This window comes from Sagittula salina, from assembly GCF_017813235.1.
Classification (GTDB): domain Bacteria; phylum Pseudomonadota; class Alphaproteobacteria; order Rhodobacterales; family Rhodobacteraceae; genus Sagittula; species Sagittula salina.
Window position 1 is genome coordinate 418,576 of record NZ_JAGISH010000002.1, and the last position, 15,652, is coordinate 434,227.

12 protein-coding genes and 1 tRNA gene are annotated in these 15,652 nt (G+C 64.0%); 8 read left to right on the forward strand and 5 right to left on the reverse strand.

Annotated features, from left to right (window positions below; genetic code table 11):
• Positions 1 to 122 precede the first annotated feature (122 nt).
• The 5 genes from pdxH (at position 123) to J5474_RS05990 (ending at position 6,595) form a co-directional block, all read left to right on the forward strand.
• Positions 123 to 734, forward strand: a complete 612-nt coding sequence (gene pdxH, locus J5474_RS05970; protein WP_209359881.1) for a pyridoxamine 5'-phosphate oxidase — start codon at positions 123 to 125, stop codon at positions 732 to 734.
• 171 nt (positions 735 to 905) lie between these two features.
• Positions 906 to 1,448: a cold-shock protein gene (locus J5474_RS05975; RefSeq protein WP_209359882.1), complete on the forward strand. Its 543-nt coding sequence runs from the start codon at positions 906 to 908 to the stop codon at positions 1,446 to 1,448.
• A gap of 143 nt (positions 1,449 to 1,591) precedes the next feature.
• Positions 1,592 to 2,053 (forward strand): DUF192 domain-containing protein, encoded by a 462-nt coding sequence (locus J5474_RS05980; protein WP_209359883.1) that lies wholly within the window; start codon positions 1,592 to 1,594, stop codon positions 2,051 to 2,053.
• Between the two features lie 86 nt (positions 2,054 to 2,139).
• Positions 2,140 to 2,216 (forward strand) — tRNA-Pro (locus J5474_RS05985).
• Positions 2,217 to 2,911: 695 nt separating this feature from the next.
• The gene (locus J5474_RS05990; protein WP_209359884.1) at positions 2,912 to 6,595 is read left to right on the forward strand and encodes a vitamin B12-dependent ribonucleotide reductase; all 3,684 of its coding nucleotides are present in this window, start codon (positions 2,912 to 2,914) and stop codon (positions 6,593 to 6,595) included.
• Between the two features lie 770 nt (positions 6,596 to 7,365).
• On the opposite strand, the gene J5474_RS05995 is transcribed toward J5474_RS05990, so the two are convergent.
• Positions 7,366 to 7,992: a YitT family protein gene (locus tag J5474_RS05995; protein WP_209359885.1), complete on the reverse strand. Its 627-nt coding sequence runs from the start codon at positions 7,990 to 7,992 to the stop codon at positions 7,366 to 7,368.
• A gap of 180 nt (positions 7,993 to 8,172) precedes the next feature.
• On the opposite strand from J5474_RS05995, the gene J5474_RS06000 reads away from it, so the two are divergent.
• Positions 8,173 to 9,039, forward strand: coding sequence for a glycosyltransferase family 2 protein (locus tag J5474_RS06000; RefSeq protein ID WP_209359886.1), 867 nt, complete (start codon positions 8,173 to 8,175; stop codon positions 9,037 to 9,039).
• Between the two features lie 314 nt (positions 9,040 to 9,353).
• Here J5474_RS06000 and J5474_RS06005 read toward each other — a convergent pair whose 3' ends face one another.
• The gene (locus tag J5474_RS06005) at positions 9,354 to 10,568 is read right to left on the reverse strand and encodes an NADP-dependent isocitrate dehydrogenase (protein WP_209359887.1); all 1,215 of its coding nucleotides are present in this window, start codon (positions 10,566 to 10,568) and stop codon (positions 9,354 to 9,356) included.
• A gap of 203 nt (positions 10,569 to 10,771) precedes the next feature.
• On the opposite strand from J5474_RS06005, the gene J5474_RS06010 reads away from it, so the two are divergent.
• Positions 10,772 to 11,101, forward strand: a complete 330-nt coding sequence (locus J5474_RS06010) for a hypothetical protein (protein WP_209359888.1) — start codon at positions 10,772 to 10,774, stop codon at positions 11,099 to 11,101.
• A 4-nt stretch (positions 11,102 to 11,105) separates the two neighbouring features.
• Here the strand turns inward: J5474_RS06010 and J5474_RS06015 are convergent, their stop codons facing one another.
• From J5474_RS06015 to J5474_RS06025, 3 genes are all read right to left on the reverse strand, one after another.
• Complete coding sequence (locus J5474_RS06015; protein WP_209359889.1) at positions 11,106 to 12,371, reverse strand: multidrug effflux MFS transporter; 1,266 nt, start codon at positions 12,369 to 12,371, stop codon at positions 11,106 to 11,108.
• Positions 12,372 to 12,529: 158 nt separating this feature from the next.
• Positions 12,530 to 13,180: a DsbA family oxidoreductase gene (locus J5474_RS06020; protein ID WP_209359890.1), complete on the reverse strand. Its 651-nt coding sequence runs from the start codon at positions 13,178 to 13,180 to the stop codon at positions 12,530 to 12,532.
• A 159-nt stretch (positions 13,181 to 13,339) separates the two neighbouring features.
• Positions 13,340 to 14,845, reverse strand: coding sequence for a class I adenylate-forming enzyme family protein (locus J5474_RS06025; RefSeq protein WP_209359891.1), 1,506 nt, complete (start codon positions 14,843 to 14,845; stop codon positions 13,340 to 13,342).
• 111 nt (positions 14,846 to 14,956) lie between these two features.
• Between J5474_RS06025 and J5474_RS06030 the strand changes: the two genes are divergently transcribed.
• A complete protein-coding gene (locus J5474_RS06030) occupies positions 14,957 to 15,577 on the forward strand; it encodes a helix-turn-helix domain-containing protein (protein ID WP_209359892.1) in 621 nt (206 codons plus the stop codon).
• Positions 15,578 to 15,652 lie beyond the last annotated feature (75 nt).

The following is a 15,652-nucleotide window of genomic DNA, read 5'->3' on the forward strand; positions in this document are numbered from 1 at the left end:
GTATCGCTATCGGCGCCACAAGGCGCAATGCCTGCAAACCCGGCGGCGGGGGGGCGGGTGTGTCATGGCGGCATGAAGCAAGCCTACCTCGGGCGCGGCCCGAAGGAACACGAGGACAGACAATGAGTGACAGAGACGGCATTTTTGCGGGCGACGATCCCTTTGCCATCGCCCGGGCATGGCTGGCGGAGGCGGAAAAGACCGAGGCGAACGATCCCAACGCCATCGCGCTTGCCACGGTCGACGCCAACGGCTTGCCAAACGTGCGCATGGTCCTGTTGAAGGAAATCGAGCCGGCGGCCTTCGTTTTCTACACCAATTACGGCAGCGCGAAGGCGCAGGAGATCGAGAAGGATGCCGAGGGCAAGGCCGCCTTCGTCATGCACTGGAAGAGCCTGCGCCGCCAGATCCGCGTGCGCGGGACCGTGACCCGCGAGGAGGGACCGCAAGCGGATTCCTATTACGCCTCGCGCTCGCTGAAATCGCGGGTGGGGGCCTGGGCGTCGCGTCAAAGTCAGCCGCTGTCTTCCCGCGGGGCGCTCATGGCGGAAGTGGCGAAGGTGACCGCGACTCATGGTCCGAACCCCTCGCGGCCACCCTTCTGGGGCGGATTCCGTATCGATCCGGTAGAAATCGAATTCTGGGCAGACGGACCCTTTCGGCTACATGACAGGTACCGTTGGGTTAGGGGCGAAGGAAAAAACGGTTGGCAGGTCATCCGTCTTAACCCCTGATAAACTATTGTTTGCCAAGAAACATTTCACGTCACTTGAAATGGCAAACCGTGCTATCGTTAATTTATCGTTAGCTACCCTGACACAAATCAGGTCGACGGACGCCTTGCGGAGGCTTCCGGGTTTGATCCACAAGTTGGGTCGGGGGAACAGGATTGCGTTGGGAAGACAGTGGAAAATCAGCCGAATGGTGCTCATATCGTCGCCGGTAAAGTGAAGTGGTTCGATCCCGTCAAAGGCTTCGGCTTTGTCGTGGCGGACGAGGGGGGGCCGGACATTCTTCTGCACGCGAACGTGCTGCGAAACTTTGGTCAGAGTTCCGTGGCCGATGGCGCGCAGATCGAGATCGAGGTGCAGAAGACCGATCGCGGCGTGCAGGCGGTGCAGGTGCTCAAGATCGAGCCGCCGGAGGCGCCGGAGGGCGCCCCGCTGGCCGATTTCGATCATCTCGATCCAGAGGTGCTGCTTTCGGCGGAACTGGAACCGGCTCGGGTGAAGTGGTTCGACAAGGCCAAGGGCTTTGGCTTTGCAAATGTCTTCGGAAAGGCCGAAGATGTGTTCATACATATCGAGGTCCTGCGCCGGTCGGGTCTCTCGGATCTGCAACCGGGCGAAGCGCTCGCGATCCGGGTGGTCGATGGTCGGCGGGGACGCATGGCGATGGAAGTGAACGCATGGGAAGCGGCTCTGAGCCGGCGGGACGCCGGCGATTGAACACATACTCCTGGGTGACGTATGAGACGGCACCGCAGAGAACGGCCGGACAGGAAGGCAAAAGAAAGACGCTGAAGACCGACCGCCAGACAGTAAGCCAGACCATAAGTCAGACAGGGCGTCGAACGGGTGCTCGCGCGGTCATGCTGGCGCTTGCCGGTCTCTTGTTGGCCTGCCTGCTGCCCGTCGTGGCGGTGGCCGAAGCTTGCGCCCCCGACACGGTGCAGTTGCGTGGCGAAAGCGGCGAATCGCGCTTTACCGTCGATCTGGCCGTGACACCCGAAGAGCGCAATCGCGGACTGATGTTCGTGGAGAAGATGGCAACCTCCAAGGGGATGCTCTTTGTCTACGAGACGCCGCAGCCGGTGGCCTTCTGGATGAAGAATACGCTGATCCCGCTCGACATGATCTTTGCCGACGAACATGGCGTGGTGCAGAACGTGCACGCCAGCGCGGTGCCGGGCGACCTGACGCCGATTCCGGGCAAGGGGCGGATCAAATACGTGTTGGAGATCAACGGCGGTCTCGCCGCGATGCTGCATATCGCCCCCGGCACGGTGTTGCGTCACCCCCTGATCGAGAACCCGGCCTGGCCCTGCGAATGACCGGCGGGCGGGACACACGGCTTCTGCCGGGTAGCGCCACTTTCGGGCTTTTCATCGGCGCGCGGCCCCGCTAAAGGGGGCGTCGTCGGGGCGTGGCGCAGCCTGGTAGCGCGTCTGTTTTGGGTACAGAAGGTCGTGAGTTCGAATCTCGCCGCCCCGACCACTTTCTCCCGCTGCTATCCGGTCTCCACCCTCGCCAAATCTGGCGCGAGAGATCGGCGTGACCCACCCAGTCGTTTGGTCGGGCGCGAGAGCAATACAGGCCAGGAAGCGGATCCCGATACCATCGAAGCGTGGCTTCGCAAGCGGGCCACGCAACATCTGGACAGGGGTCGTCGGCACGGCTGCCCGAATTTCAAACTTGTGGATAGATCAACCGTAGAAGATCCGCCTTTTGGGTTTGCGAGTCACAGGATTACCACAGCTATCCGCTTAATTTACGTTAACAATTCTTAAATTCCGGTAGCCCACGGACTTTGCGCGATGCGCCAATTTCTGTGGATAAGCATGTGCAAATCCAAGTGGAATCGCTGCTTACCGCCGTTCGGAAAGATTAACAGGTTGTGTATGAATCGCGGGCAGCCCACTGGCCCTAGTGGGTGGGTGCCCGGTCAACACCAAATATATGGGGGTAACGGGAAAAAAGCCGTTGACGACTCTGGACGCTCCTGAGCATTTTGTGGGAGCCGGACGAAAGCGCTACAACATATAGTAGCCCGCCGCGCAGGCACAAATCGCCAGCCTCATGGTCGGAGGGGACACTCCGCAGCCGCACCCTCGGGTGCGGGGCCGGGTTTTTGCGTCTTGCGGGCCTCGTCCGGCACGAGTTGGACGAACCATGCGACGGGGCAGAGCGCGATGAAAATCGAAAGACGGTACACCAAGGCAGGCAAGGACGCATACGCGGATGTGGCATTCGTCACCACCGCGTCGGAGATCCGCAACCCGGACGGCAAGTCCGTCTTTTCGCTGGACAATGTCGAGGTCCCGGCGAAATGGAGCCAGGTGGCCAGCGATGTCATCGCGCAGAAATACTTTCGCAAGGCGGGCGTCCCGGTCGAGCTGAAGCGCGTGCCGGAAGAGGGCGTGCCGGAGTTCCTGTGGCGCTCGGAACCCAAGACGCGTGACACACAGAAGGTCGGTGAAACCTCGGCACGGCAGGTGTTCGACCGTCTGGCGGGTGCGTGGGCCTACTGGGGTTGGAAGGGTGGCATGTTCACCACCGAGGACGACGCCCGCGCCTATTACGACGAAATGCGCTACATGCTGGCGACGCAGGTCGCGGCGCCCAACAGCCCGCAGTGGTTCAACACGGGCCTGCACTGGGCCTATGGCATCGACGGTCCCGGACAGGGCCATCACTACGTCGATCACAAGACCGGCAAGCTGACGAAATCGAAATCCGCCTACGAGCACCCGCAGCCCCACGCCTGCTTTATCCAGTCTGTGTCTGACGATCTGGTGAAGGAAGGCGGGATCATGGATCTCTGGGTGCGCGAGGCGCGCCTGTTCAAGTACGGCTCCGGCACCGGCACCAACTTCTCCAGCCTTCGGGCCGAGGGCGAGCCGCTGTCGGGCGGCGGCAAGTCGTCAGGTCTGATGGGGTTCCTCAAGATCGGCGACCGCGCGGCGGGCGCGATCAAGTCCGGCGGCACCACGCGCCGCGCCGCCAAGATGGTCATCTGCGACGCCGACCACCCGGATATCGAGGAATTCATCAACTGGAAGGTCAAGGAAGAGCAGAAGGTCGCCTCCATCGTGGCCGGGTCCAAGATGCACGAAAAGATGCTGAACGGCATCTTCGACGCGATCCGCGGATGGGACGGCCTTGAGGCGGACGCCTACGACCCGGCGCGGAACGACACGCTGAAGAAGGCGATCCGGACCGCCAAGCAGGTCATGATCCCCGAGACATATATCAAGCGCGTGCTGGATTACGCGCGGCAGGGCTATGCGTCTATCGAGTTCCCGACCTACGACACCGACTGGGACTCGGAGGCCTATGCATCCGTTTCGGGCCAGAACTCCAACAATTCCATCCGCGTAACGGACGCCTTCCTGAAGGCGGTGAAGGAAGACAAGCCCTGGGAGCTCGTCCGCCGTACCGATGGCACGGTGGCCAAGACCATCTCCGCCAAGGCGCTGTGGGAGCAGATCGGCCACGCCGCCTGGGCCTGCGCAGATCCGGGCATCCAGTTCCACGACACCGTGAATGCCTGGCATACCTGCCCGGCGGATGGCGAGATCCGGGGCTCGAATCCCTGCTCGGAATACATGTTCCTCGACGACACGGCCTGCAACCTCGCCAGCATGAACCTGCTGACCTTCCTGAAGGACGGCCAGTTCGACGCCGAGATGTACATGCACGCCACGCGTCTGTGGACCGTGACGCTGGAAATCGCGGTGCTGATGGCGCAGTTCCCGTCAAAGGAGATCGCGCAGCGGTCCTATGACTTCCGAACGCTGGGTCTGGGCTATGCCAACATCGGCGGTCTGTTGATGAACATGGGTTTCGGATACGACAGCCGCGAGGGACGCGCGCTCTGCGGTGCGCTGACCGCGATCATGACCGGCACCGCCTATGCAACCTCGGCCGAGATGGCCGGCGAGGTGGGTGCCTTCACCCGCTATGCCGCAAACCGTGACCACATGCTGCGGGTCATCCGCAACCACCGCACCGCTGCCTACGGCAAGGGGGACGGCTACGAGGGACTGGACGTGAAGCCGGTGCCGCTGGATCACACGGGCTGCCCGGATGCGACACTGGTCGATCTCGCCATGGCGTCCTGGGACGAGGCGCTGCGGCTGGGCGAGATGCACGGCTACCGCAATGCGCAGGTGTCGGTGATCGCGCCGACCGGGACCATCGGGCTGGTAATGGACTGCGACACCACGGGCATCGAGCCGGACTTTGCGCTGGTGAAGTTCAAGAAGCTCGCCGGGGGTGGCTACTTCAAGATCATCAACCGCTCGGTCCCTCTCGCGCTGGAGAAGCTGGGCTATGGCTCCGCCCAGATCGAGGAGATCATCGGTTACGCGGTTGGGCACCAGACGCTGGGCAACGCGCCGGGCATCAACCACACCTCGCTGATCGGCCATGGCTTTGGCCCGGCACAGATCGAAAAGGTCGAGGCCGCGCTGGCCACCGCTTTCGATATCCGGTTCGTGTTCAACCAGTGGACGCTGGGCGAGGTCTTCTGCAAGGACGTCCTCGGTATCCCGGCGGCCAAGCTGAACGACCCCTCCTTCGACATGCTGCGCCACCTTGGCTATGGAAAGGCGGACATCGACGCGGCCAACGACCACGTCTGCGGGACCATGACGCTGGAAGGCGCGCCGCACCTGCGCGCGGAGCATCTGCCGGTCTTCGACTGCGCCAACGCCTGTGGCAAGCGCGGCAAGCGTTACCTGTCGGTAGAGGCGCACATCCGCATGATGGCGGCGGCGCAAAGCTTCATCTCCGGCGCGATCTCCAAGACGATCAACATGGCCAACACCGCGACCATCGAGGACTGTCAGGACGCCTACGAACTGTCATGGAGCCTCGGCGTGAAGGCCAACGCCCTGTACCGCGACGGTTCCAAACTGTCCCAGCCGCTGGCCTCCGCGCTGGTGGAGGACGACGACGAGGCCGCCGAAATCCTGGAAACGGGGACCCCGCAGGAAAAGGCGCAGGTTATCGCCGAGAAGATCGTCGAGAAAGTCGTGGTCAAGGAGATCATCCGCTCCGAGCGCACGAAGATGCCGGAACGCCGCAAGGGCTACACCCAGAAGGCTGTCGTCGGCGGGCACAAGGTCTACCTGCGCACCGGCGAATACCAGGATGGTTCCCTGGGCGAGATATTCATCGACATGCACAAGGAAGGTGCGGGCTTCCGCGCGATGATGAACAACTTCGCCATCGCGGTGTCGGTCGGGCTGCAATACGGCGTGCCGCTGGAGGAATTCGTCGACGCCTTCACCTTCACCAAGTTCGAACCGGCGGGGATGGTGCAGGGCAACGACTCGATCAAGAACGCGACCTCGATCCTCGACTATATCTTCCGTGAGCTGGCGGTCAGTTACCTCGACCGCACCGACCTCGCGCATGTGAAGCCCGAGGGCGCGTCCTTTGACGATCTCGGTCGCGGCGCGGAGGAAGGCGTGGCCAACGTCAAGGAGCTGTCCGAGAGCGCTGCCACCCGTTCGCTGGAGGTGCTGAAGCAGATTTCTTCCACCGGCTACCTGCGCAAGCGCCTGCCACAGGAACTGGTCGTGCTGCAGGGCGGTGTCGCGACAGGCACCGACACGGTGTCCGCACTGAACACGCTGGTACCGCAGACATCCGGCGGTGCGGGGAGCGCAACGGGCCGCATTTCCGGGGCAGTGGCGACCTCCACCGTGGCGGTGGCTTCGGCCACGATGTCGATGGATGAACGCACCAAGGCGCGAATGCAGGGCTACGAAGGTGAGGCCTGCGGCGACTGCGGCAACTACACGCTGGTCCGCAACGGCACCTGCATGAAGTGCAACACCTGCGGCGCGACGAGCGGCTGCAGCTGAGAGATTGTAGGGTTGGGGCGCGGAACTCGTCCTTCCGCGCCCCGGCTAGCACCCCGTCTAACCAGTGCGGGCGAGGTGCCGAACCAATCGGTGAATATGCCGATAGGAAAGGAGTTGATAGGATTCGGCTAGGTTTGCAATGACGCGCTGCCAACCCACAGGAAATACATGATATTTCCACTTATGCCTGTGGATAATTAGGAGGCGACGAAATGTCTCGACGCAAGAATTCGGAAGTGACAAGTGCCCGCGCGGCTTCGGCCGCGGCTAAGGTTCTGCGAAATCCGAAGTCTTCAAAAGCTGCCAAGACGGCAGCGGCGTCGGCGCTAACGCAGCGACCGAACCGTAGAAAATAAGGATACCCGGGCAGCCTGCGGGTCGCCCGGCAATACCTCCGAGGGTGGGGTGTGGTGCCTGGGGATCGTGTCCCCGGGCTTCGGGCGCCCGGTGTGGATGGACCTTCAAGCCATCCGGATCCGGGGTCGGTGCGCTGACCCTTAACGCGGACAGGGTCGCAGGCCAAAAATACGGGCAGTAATCATTGAACCCTGTCTGCGAAACTCGCAAGGGCCTCCTCCGGGAGGTCTTTTTAATTTTTGAAATTCAGTAAGTATAATGCATTTCAATTGCTTGCAGGAAATTGGTGACGTTTCGCGTTAACGACTTAATGCGTCGCATTAACCTGTCGACAGGCGTTGCAGCTGTGCCTGTTCCCCGCGTGAGGCGACAAGTCTTTTGTCTTCGGGGCTATTGGCCTGACGCAGGCGGCTTTAACCGGAACGGCCGATGTAGCGGTCGCCACGATGGTTCACGGTAATCATCAGGTTCAGGATTACCGAGCCCGCCAGCGAGGTCAGCACCACCGGCCATGGCAGCATTGCGAAGGCCAACGCAAAGACGCCCGCGTCGAAGGCCAACTGGGTGTTGCCCGCCGGAATGCCGCGTTTGTCCTGCAGCCAGAGTGCGACGATCCCGACACCGCCCAGCGTCGCGCCATGACGAAAGAGCACGATCAGCGCCAGCCCGGCCAGCACGCCGAACAGCAGCGCCGCGAGCACAGGGTGCAGCACCTCGATCGACAGCCCGAGGGGCAATACTTCGGTAAAGCCCGAAAGGAGCGCCACGGCGGCAAAGGTCTTTATCGTGAATTTCACGCCCATACGGCGCAGGGCCAGCAGGTAAAACGGCAGGTTCAGAACAAAGAAGACCGCGCCGAAGGACCAGCCGGAGGCGTAGCTGAGCAGCAACGACAGTCCGGCGATCTGCCCGGTGATGAGCCCGCCGGCCTTCAGTACCATGACAGCCAGCGCCATGAGCAGCGTGCCCACGAGGAGGCCCACCACGTCCTCCCAAAAGGTGTGGCGGTCGGCGGGCGGGAGATGAAGGAGCGTCGTCATGCCCGAGCCTCTGCCGTAGCGGCGCGTGAAGGGCAAGAGGCGACGTGCGCCGCGCCTCCGACGGAGTGTGACCCCACCGCCAGTGCGTTCACCCTTTTGGTGCAGCCGGTGAATTCTCCGGCGACAGAATCTGCGCGCTCACGCTATCGTGAGCAGCATAACGAACGGACGACCCGAGCCATGAAGATCGCAGCGATGACAATGGTCTATCGCCATTACTGGGCGTTGTCGCGCTGGTATGCGCATCATGCGGCGCAATTGGGGGCCGAGAACCTTTTTGTCCTGAGCCACGGTCCGGACCCCGAAATCGGCCGGATCTGTCCCGGTGCGCGGATCAGCGTCGTGCCGCGCGACGGTTTTGACTATTTCGACCGGATGCGGGCGGAGCTGATGGACCGGGTGCACGCGGATCTGGCCCGCGACTACGACTGGGTCCTCCGCTCGGACGCGGATGAACTGGTGTGCTTTGATCCGGAGATCTGGCCGTCGCTGCCGGCGGCGCTGGAGGCACAGCGGGTGCCGGTGGTGACCGCCCTCGGCTTTGACCTCGTCGAGCAGCCGGGCGATGCGGCGCTTGGGGCGGGGACGGTCTTTTCCCAGCGCCGGGCGGTCGGGTTTTCCGGGCACTATTCCAAAGCGGTGGCGGCGCGGCGCGCGATTCCTTTTCACCTGCACGGGGTTCGGGTGGCGCGGCGACGTCTGGCGGGGTTTCCGTTTCACATGCCGCGCGGGCTTTACCTTGCGCATCTGAAGTACGCCAACACGGAAACACTGGGCCGTGGCAATGCCATCCGCATGGCCGTGGCGCGGGGGCCCGGCGTGGGGCTTCCCGGCGCGGGCTGGGCCGAGGCGGACGCGGACGCGGACGCGTTTTATCGGCGGTTTGCGGAAAAGGAGGACTTGTCGTGGGAGGAGGCCGAGGCCCACGCCTGGCGGACGCTGTCGATCAAACCCAAGCGCAACGAACGGTTTTCCGTGGTCAAGACGCGGGCATTGAAGTTGCCGTATCGGACGTCGTTGCCAGCGCGGTTTTCCTGGCAGGGGTAGTTTCGGACCGCTGCGCGATCCGACCGGCGCGCGGGCCGCGCCCACGCGCCGCCGGGGCTTTGCCCCGGACTCCCGAATATTTTACCCAAGAAGAAGCAGCGGGCCAGTGCGGACGGGCGAGGGCCTGGCCCATCCGGACTCACAGGTTTGGCGCGGGCGGGGAAGAACCGGGGCCGTGCGTTTTGGGCCCGGTGCCCTCAAACCGGGAGCCGGAATACCGACCGGCTTGGACCGAGCGCGGCTTTGCCCGGCGGACGGCCTGTCGCTCCCAGGTTCGGGGCAGAAAGAGCATAAACGCGTATTCGGGGTGTATCTTAGCCCACTAGCGCCTTGTTCAGATTCTCGTCGATCTTTTCGAGGAAGCCCATGGTCGTCAGCCAGCCCTGATCGGGTCCCACCAACAGCGCGAGGTCCTTGGTCATATTACCCGATTCCACCGTCTCGACGATCACCCGCTCCAGCGTTTCGGCAAAGGCGCGCAGGGCCACGTTTCCGTCCAGCTTCGCGCGATGCTTCAGCCCGCCGGTCCAAGCGTAGACCGAGGCGATGGAGTTGGTCGAGGTCGCCTCTCCCTTCTGGTGCTGGCGGTAGTGCCGGGTGACCGTACCGTGCGCGGCCTCTGCTTCCACGACGCTGCCGTCGGGCGTCATCAGGACGCTGGCCATCATCCCCAAACTGCCGAAGCCCTGCGCCACGGTGTCCGACTGCACGTCGCCATCGTAGTTCTTGCAGGCCCAGACGAATTTCCCGTTCCATTTCAGGGCGCAGGCCACCATGTCATCGATCAGCCGGTGTTCGTACCAGATTTTGGCCGCCGTGAATTTATCCGCGAATTCAGCGTCGAAGATCTCCTGGAAGAGGTCCTTGAATCGTCCGTCGTAGGCCTTGAGGATCGTGTTCTTCGTCGAGAGGTAGACCGGCCAGCCGATGTTCAGTCCGTAGTTGAACGATGCGCGCGCGAAGTCGCGGATGGATTCGTCCTGATTATACATCCCCATGTAGACCCCGGCGCCGGGGGCATTGTAGACATCGCGTTCGATCACCTCGCCGTTGGTGCCTTCCCATTTCATCGTCAGCTTGCCCGCCGAGGGGAAATGGAAATCCGTCGCCTTGTACTGATCGCCAAAGGCATGGCGGCCGACCACAATGGGATTCGTCCAGCCCGGCACGAGGCGCGGCACGTTGCGGCAGATGATCGGCTGGCGAAAGACCACGCCGCCGAGGATGTTGCGGATCGTGCCGTTGGGGCTGCGCCACATCTTCTTGAGACCGAATTCCTCGACGCGGGCCTCGTCCGGGGTGATCGTGGCGCATTTCACCGCGACGCCGATTTCCTTGGTTTTTTCAGCGGCATCGATAGTGATTTGATCGTCCGTACGATCGCGTTCCTCGATGCCGAGGTCGTAGTAAAGCAGGTCGATGTCGAGATAGGGCAGGATCAGTTTTTCCTTGATGAAGGCCCACATTATGCGGGTCATCTCGTCGCCGTCCATTTCGACGATCGGGTTCTCGACCTTGATCCGCGTCATGCTCTTTCCCTCCATCGGTGAATCACTTGTGGCCGCTTCTAGCGCAGAAACCCTTAAGTCTGAACGTGGCATACGGCAGTATACCGTAAATTTCGCGCGGTTTCAGTGGGGGTCTGCCAGTTTGCCGGGCATTTTTCATTGGTGTTCCATGCGGGGGACGGGCCTTTAATGGGCTCGTAAGGCGGCTACGCTAGATGGGTGTCATGGGTCGATGGGATCACACCTTCGGCGCGGCCGGATTGGTGGCGCTGACCGTCGTCACGGCGGTGGGCATCACGCTGGCGATGACGTTTCAGTCGATGCCGCCGCGCGCAGGCATGCCGGTGGTCGTCTTTGCCGCGCCCTGGCAGGGCGGAGCGGAGGCGCTGGTTGTGGCCTCCGGCGGGGCACTTATCGCACCCTGGGCGTCGGGCCGGCTGGCGGCATTGGCCAGCTACGAGGGGGAAATTCCGGTCGATACTTTGGGGCGCCTCGGCGCATGGGCGGTGACGGACGGGGAGGCGATCGCCGCGATCTGTGGCGCTCCGAACTGAGACCTCAGGCCTCCTCTTGTCCCAGCCGCAGCATGCCCAGCAAAGCCAGTGCGGAGAAGGCGAAGCAGCCCAGAACGAGCGGCAGCGGACCGCCGTCGAAGGTCAGACCGACGGGCACCGCCAACACCACGCCCAGCACCGTCGATACCGCGCTGATGAGGGAGGCCGCCGTGCCCGCCACATGGCCCATGGGTTCCATCGCGATGGCGGTCAGGTTGCCCAGCGTCATGCCCACCATGAAGAATTGCACAACCTGCCAGAACAGCACGAGGCCCAGTCGGCCGACGGGGCCCACCCCGGGCGCGATCAGCAACATAACCAGCACCAGAAGGCTGGTGCAGAGGTGGACGCCGAGCATGGTCCTCACCAAGCGGCGCATCCCCAGCCGCACCACCAGCCGCGCATTGAGGTAGCTGGCCGACGCGGCAACGAGAGCCGTCGCGCCGAACCATAGCGGGAACTCCGCGCTGCGCCCCAGCCAGTCGTCGTAGACTGGCTGGATGGTGGAGATCGTCGCCACCAGCCCGGCAAAGCACAGTGCCTGCACCAGCACCGCCAGGCGCACGTCGGGGCGGGCCAGCATCTCGGAGAGGGTGGCGCGGATCAGGGCCGGGCGGAACGGGCGGCGGCGCGCTTTCGGCAGGGTTTCGTCCAGGCGCAGCAGGTACCACGCGGTGCCTGCCATCCCGAAGAGAGCGAAGCTCCAGAACACTGCGCGCCATTCGAAGGCGTCGATGATCTGTGCGCCCATCAAGGGTGCCAGGGCCGGGACCAGCGAAAACACCATCATGATGAAGGAGGTGATCTGTGCCATGCCGCGCCCGGCGTGCAGGTCGCGCACGACCGCCATGACGGTTACCCTTGGCCCCGCCGCGCCGAGGCCCTGCGCAAAGCGCGCCAGGAGCAGCGCCTCCATCGTGGCGGACATGACTGCCGCGACTGCCGCCACGATATAAAGCGCGACGCCCGCCACGATCACGGACCGCCGTCCGAACTGATCGGACAGCGGGCCGGCCACCAGCGTACCCAGCCCCATGCCCAGCACGAAGCTGGTGATGACCAGTTGCGCCGTGTTCGGGGCGTCAGGCGACAGTTCAGACGCGATGCGGGGCAGCGCGGGCATGATGGAATCGATGGAGAAGGCAACCAGCGCCATGAGCATGGCCATCATAGCCACGAACTCCACGCGACCCGGGCGCGTGGTTGCCTCCGGTGCGGGGGGGATCGGGGAAGAACCGATGGGGCTCTGCGTTACCTCGGGGGTGGTCATGGTGCTGTCCTTGGTGGTTCCGGCGTAGAGGGTGCCGGGGCGCTGGCCTGCCCCTTCAAAAGGGCGGTGCCGCACCGGGCCGTACGGGGGCTGGGTCGTTCCTGCGAGGGGGGGCGGGGCGCCAAACGGCGATCGGTTCGTTGCGCCGGGTCGGGTCCCTACCCGGAGCGGCCCGGGTCGACGCCGCTGCGTAGTTCCGCGATCACGCGCGCCCATAGTTCCGGCGGCTGTGCGCCGGGGACCGCATGCTGGCCCGCGACGATGAAGGTCGGCACGGAGGTCACCCCCATGCCGCGCGCCGCCGCATCGCGTTCCACGATCTCGCGGCGGTCCGAGTCGCTCTCCAGCAGTCGCAGGACCACGCTGGCGTCCATCCCGTTGCTGTCGGCCACATCCGCCAGAACCTCTGCCTGGCCGATGTCGCGGCCCTCGATGAAATAGGCCCGGAACAGGGCTGAGACGATGGGCGTTTGACACCCTTCCAGTTCGGCCCAGTGGATCAGGCGGTGCGCGTCAATGGTGTTGGGCGTTCTCGCAATCTGGTCCAGGTTCAGCGTCAGCCCGGCTTTTTCGGCGTGCTCCACGACGGGGGCATAGGCCTCGACCGCGCCCGCCTTGCCGCCGAACTTGTCCTCCAGATAGGCACGCCGGTCCATGCCGCCCGCAGGCATGGCCGGGTTCAGCATGAAGGGCAGCCAGCGGATCTGGAAGGGATGGTCCGGGTTCGCCTGCAACGCACGGTCAAGGTAGGCTTTGCCGATGTAGCACCACGGGCAGATCGGGTCCGAAAAGATGTCGAGTCGTGTCATGCGGGCTCCTTGAATGCCCCGGCCTTAGCACCTTGGCGCGGCAAAGGCGACCGGGCCGCTCTGTGCAATTTCGCGCAGAGGCGGGACCAGAGGGTTCGGAGCGCGGGAAAACCGGAGCGGTGGCACCGCCACGCGATGGGCCTGACGAAGTCTGGAATGCTAGATCGCGTGGTCGCGCAGCACCTTGCGGATCAGTTTGCCGTTGGGGTTGCGGGGCAGGGCGTCGACGCGGACCCATGCCTTTGGACACTTGTAGGCGGCGAGGCGCGCGCTGGCCTCCGCCTTCAGGGCTGGTTCGTCCAGTTCGGCTTCGGCGGTGCAGAAGGCCACAATGATGCGCACGTCGGGTTTGATCTGCACGTCCGTCACGGCCAGTTCCGTCACCCCCGGAAGGACCGCCAGTGCGGCCTCCACCTCCAGGGGAGAGACGCGGTAGCCGCCCGCATTCATCATGTCGTCGTCGCGGCCGAGGTAGGTGATCTGACCCTCCGCATCCATCGCGCCCATGTCGCCGGTCAGGAACCAGTCGCCCGCGAATTTCCGCTTCGTCGCCTCCGGCGCCCCGATGTAGCCAAGCATCAGGCCGGGGTCGCGACGGTCGATGGCGATCACGCCGGGGGTGTCGAGGTCGACCGGCGCCCCGTCCGCGACAATCGCCACCCGGCGCCCGACCTGCGGCCGCCCCAGCGTACCGGGGGCCGAGGGGCGCGCGGGCCCGTTCGACACGAAGGTGGAGCATTCCGACATGCCGTAGGCTTCGAAGATCTCCGTTCCGGTGGCGATGCGCCAGCTTTCGCGGATGGTCTCCGACAGTTTCTCTCCGGCGGCGAGGCCGTGGCGGAGCTTTGGCATCGCCGGGATGGGGTACTTCAGGACATTACGGTAAACGCCCGGCGCGGCTGCGAAAATCGTCACGTCGTTGCGCTTCATCAGCAGTGCCAGCTGCGCCGGGTCAGTGCCGGCGGCGGGGATCAACGCCGTGGCACCCATGGTCCAGGGGTCCATCAAGCCGGTGCCCAGCGTGTAGGTCCAGTTGAAAGCGCCAGCGTGCAGAAGCCGGTCCTCCGCCGTCAGGCCATACCAGCCGTCGACCATCATTTGGCGTGCCCAGATCGCCCGGTGCGCATGGCCGACCGCGCGCGGGCTGCCGGAGGTGCCGGAGGTGTAGACGATATAGGCCAGGCGTTCGGGGTCGCCCATGGCGTAATCGGCAGGCGGCAGATCGTGCCAGCCCTCGTAGATCTCCGGCCCCCAAACCGGTATGTCTGTCTGCGGGCAGGCCACCCCGTCGGCGCGCAGGATCGCCGCCGGGTCCAGATCTGCGACAATCTTTGCCACTTCGCGTTCGGTCAGCTGAGACGACGACGGCACCGGAACCACGCCCGCCGCGATGGCGCCGAGATAGGCGATGGGAAAATCCACCGTGTTTCCCAGCCGCATCAGCAGGATATCACCGGGCCGCAGCCCCGACTGCAACAGCCCCGCCGCAGTGCCGCGCACCGCCGCCGTCAGCCGGGCGTAGGACCAGCGCTGCGCCCCGGTGGGCTTCACCACCGAGAGCGCTATCTTGTCGGGAACCCGTTCCCCCGCCGCCAGCACATGAGCGGCAAGGTTGAAGGGCGCGGGGCAGGGCGCAAAGGCGCCTTCGTCGAAGATCGCTTTCATGGAGGCAGGCTTATGCCGTCCTGCGATGATTTGAAACGGTTTTTACTGAGGTCGCTTGCCCCTCGCGGGACCGCTGGACAGCCCTGCGGGTGCAGCCTATAGAAATCCGCCATGACCCAGGATCCCAAGAACCTTATCCGTCTCGCACGCGAAAGCGGCGAGGACACGCCCGCCGAACCACTCGACCTCGGGCTTCGGGTGCGCGAGTTGCGCAAGGAAAAGGACTGGACCCTCGAACAGGCGGCCAGGAAGGCGGGGCTGGCGCGCTCCACGCTCTCGAAGATCGAGAACGGACAGATGTCGCCCACCTATGACGCGCTGAAGAAGCTGGCGATCGGGCTGGAAATCTCTGTCCCGCAGCTGTTCACGCCCCCGGCGGAACGTCAGGTCAACGGCCGCATGGCTGTGACCCGGATGGGAGAGGGCAAACCACAGGCCACCACGACCTATGAACACGACCTGCTGGCCGAAACCCTGACCCGCAAGAAGATGCTGCCTTATCGTGCGCGGGTGCGGGCGCGGTCGGTGGAGGAATTCGACGGCTGGGTGCGCCACGACGGGGAAGAATTCCTTTATGTCCTCACCGGGGTCATAAAGCTCTATACCGAGTTCTACGAACCCATCGAAATGAAGCGCGGCGACAGCGCCTATTACGACGCGGCCATGGGGCACAACGTCGTCTCAGTCTCGCCCGAAGACGCCACGATCCTCTGGGTGACGTCGCTGCTCTGACGGGTCCGCGCCGGTTCATGGGTTGACCTTGGCGTAAAAACGTCAATCTTGTTGCCCCGAATGCCCGCAGGCGCC

What these genes read in the sequence shown, in the direction of transcription:
- pdxH (WP_209359881.1), top strand. Translation starts at nt 123, where the DNA reads ATGAGTGACAGAGACGGCATTTTTGCGGGCGACGATCCCTTTGCCATC.
- J5474_RS05980 (WP_209359883.1), top strand. Translation starts at nt 1,592, where the DNA reads ATGCTGGCGCTTGCCGGTCTCTTGTTGGCCTGCCTGCTGCCCGTCGTG.
- J5474_RS05990 (WP_209359884.1), top strand. Translation starts at nt 2,912, where the DNA reads ATGAAAATCGAAAGACGGTACACCAAGGCAGGCAAGGACGCATACGCG.
- J5474_RS05995 (WP_209359885.1), bottom strand. Translation starts at nt 7,992, where the DNA reads ATGACGACGCTCCTTCATCTCCCGCCCGCCGACCGCCACACCTTTTGG.
- J5474_RS06000 (WP_209359886.1), top strand. Translation starts at nt 8,173, where the DNA reads ATGAAGATCGCAGCGATGACAATGGTCTATCGCCATTACTGGGCGTTG.
- J5474_RS06005 (WP_209359887.1), bottom strand. Translation starts at nt 10,568, where the DNA reads ATGACGCGGATCAAGGTCGAGAACCCGATCGTCGAAATGGACGGCGAC.
- J5474_RS06010 (WP_209359888.1), top strand. Translation starts at nt 10,772, where the DNA reads ATGGGTCGATGGGATCACACCTTCGGCGCGGCCGGATTGGTGGCGCTG.
- J5474_RS06015 (WP_209359889.1), bottom strand. Translation starts at nt 12,371, where the DNA reads ATGACCACCCCCGAGGTAACGCAGAGCCCCATCGGTTCTTCCCCGATC.
- J5474_RS06020 (WP_209359890.1), bottom strand. Translation starts at nt 13,180, where the DNA reads ATGACACGACTCGACATCTTTTCGGACCCGATCTGCCCGTGGTGCTAC.
- J5474_RS06025 (WP_209359891.1), bottom strand. Translation starts at nt 14,845, where the DNA reads ATGAAAGCGATCTTCGACGAAGGCGCCTTTGCGCCCTGCCCCGCGCCC.
- J5474_RS06030 (WP_209359892.1), top strand. Translation starts at nt 14,957, where the DNA reads ATGACCCAGGATCCCAAGAACCTTATCCGTCTCGCACGCGAAAGCGGC.